The sequence below is a fragment of the Thiemannella venezuelensis genome (assembly GCF_014203605.1).
GTDB lineage: Bacteria > Actinomycetota > Actinomycetes > Streptosporangiales > Streptosporangiaceae > Planomonospora_A > Planomonospora_A venezuelensis.
Genome location: NZ_JACHJJ010000077.1, coordinates 1 through 1,468 on the forward strand (window position 1 = coordinate 1; position 1,468 = coordinate 1,468).

2 protein-coding genes are annotated in these 1,468 nt (G+C 72.9%); both read left to right on the forward strand.

The window, feature by feature from the left end; all coding sequences use genetic code 11:
* Positions 1-633 (forward strand): phosphopantetheine-binding protein (locus tag FHS22_RS37165; protein ID WP_260408686.1); only part of this gene is annotated, 633 nt, incomplete at its 5' end.
* 16 nt (positions 634-649) lie between these two features.
* The coding region (locus FHS22_RS37170; protein WP_184948889.1) for a beta-ketoacyl synthase N-terminal-like domain-containing protein at positions 650-1,468 on the forward strand (819 nt) is incomplete at its 3' end.

Here is a 1,468-nt window from a genome sequence, read left to right on the forward strand (position 1 = left end):
CGCTGGGACACGGCGGGGTTGCGTGCCCGGGCCGAGAACGGCGACCTGCCCCCCATGCTGCGCGGCCTCGTCCGTGCCGCACCGCGCCGGTCCGCGGGCGGCGAGCAGGGCACGAGCCTCACCGCGCTCATGTCCCGCCTCGCCGAGCTGACCAGGGAGGAGGGCCTGCGCGTGCTCACCGACCGGGTACGCGGCCACGTCGCCGTCGTCCTCGCCCACGGCAGCGCCGAGAAGATCAGCGTCGACCGGGCGTTCACCCAGCTCGGCTTCGACTCCCTGACCGCCGTCGAGCTGCGCAACCGGCTCAACGCCGACACCGGCCTGCGCCTGCCCGCCACGCTCGTCTTCGACCACCCCACGGTCAGCTCCCTGGCCGAGTACCTGTTCGACACCCTCGCACCCGCCGCGCCCTCCCCGGAGGAGACCCTGCGCGGCGCGCTCGAACGGGTGGGATCCATGCTCACCAGCGCGAAGGGTGACGGCGAGGCGATCCGCGGCAAGCTCGTCGCCGTCCTGCAGAGCGGACTGGCCATGTTCGGCGCGCAGGCCAAGGGCGACGCCGACACCGTGATGGAGAAGATCGACTCCGCCTCGGACGAGGAGATCTTCGCGCTCATCGACAACGAACTGTGACGGGAAAGGCCGATCGATGAGAACAGAGGACAGGCTCCGCGACTACCTCAAGCGCGCCACCGTCGAACTGGCGGAGGCCCGCCGGCGGCTGGCCGAGGACGAGGAGCGCCGCCACGAGCCGGTGGCGATCGTCGGGATGGCGTGCCGCTACCCCGGTGGGGTCCGCGGTCCCGAGGAGCTGTGGGAGCTGGTCTCCTCGGGCCGGGACGCGATCGGCGAGTTCCCCGCCGACCGCGGCTGGGACGTGGACGGCCTGTACGATCCCGACCCGGAGGCGGCCGGGAAGACGTACACCCGGCACGGTGGCTTCCTGTACGACGTCGCCGACTTCGACGCGGCCTTCTTCGGCCTCAGCCCGCGCACCGCGCTGGCCACCGATCCGCAGCACCGGATCTTCCTGGAGACGTGCTGGGAGGCCCTGGAGCGGGCCGAGATCGAGCCGGGCGGCCTCCGCGGCACCAGGACCGGCGTCTACGTCGGCAACATGTACGACTACTACTCCGCGCGCTTCCTCCACGGTGCACCCGAGTCCGTCGAGGGCACCCTGTTCACCTCCAGCGCGCCCAGCGTCATCGCCGGCCGCGTCTCCTACACCCTGGGCCTGGAGGGGCCGGCGCTGACGGTGGACACGGCCTGCTCGTCCTCGCTGGTCGCGATCCACCTCGCGGTGCGGGCGCTGCGGCGGCGGGAGTGCTCGCTGGCGCTCGTGGGCGGCGTGACGGTCATGTCCGTGCCGGTGGCGTTCGTCGAGTTCTGCCGGCAGCGCGCGCTGTCCCCCGACGGCCGGTGCAAGTCGTTCTCGGCCTCGGCCGACGGCGCCGCCTGGGCCGAGGGC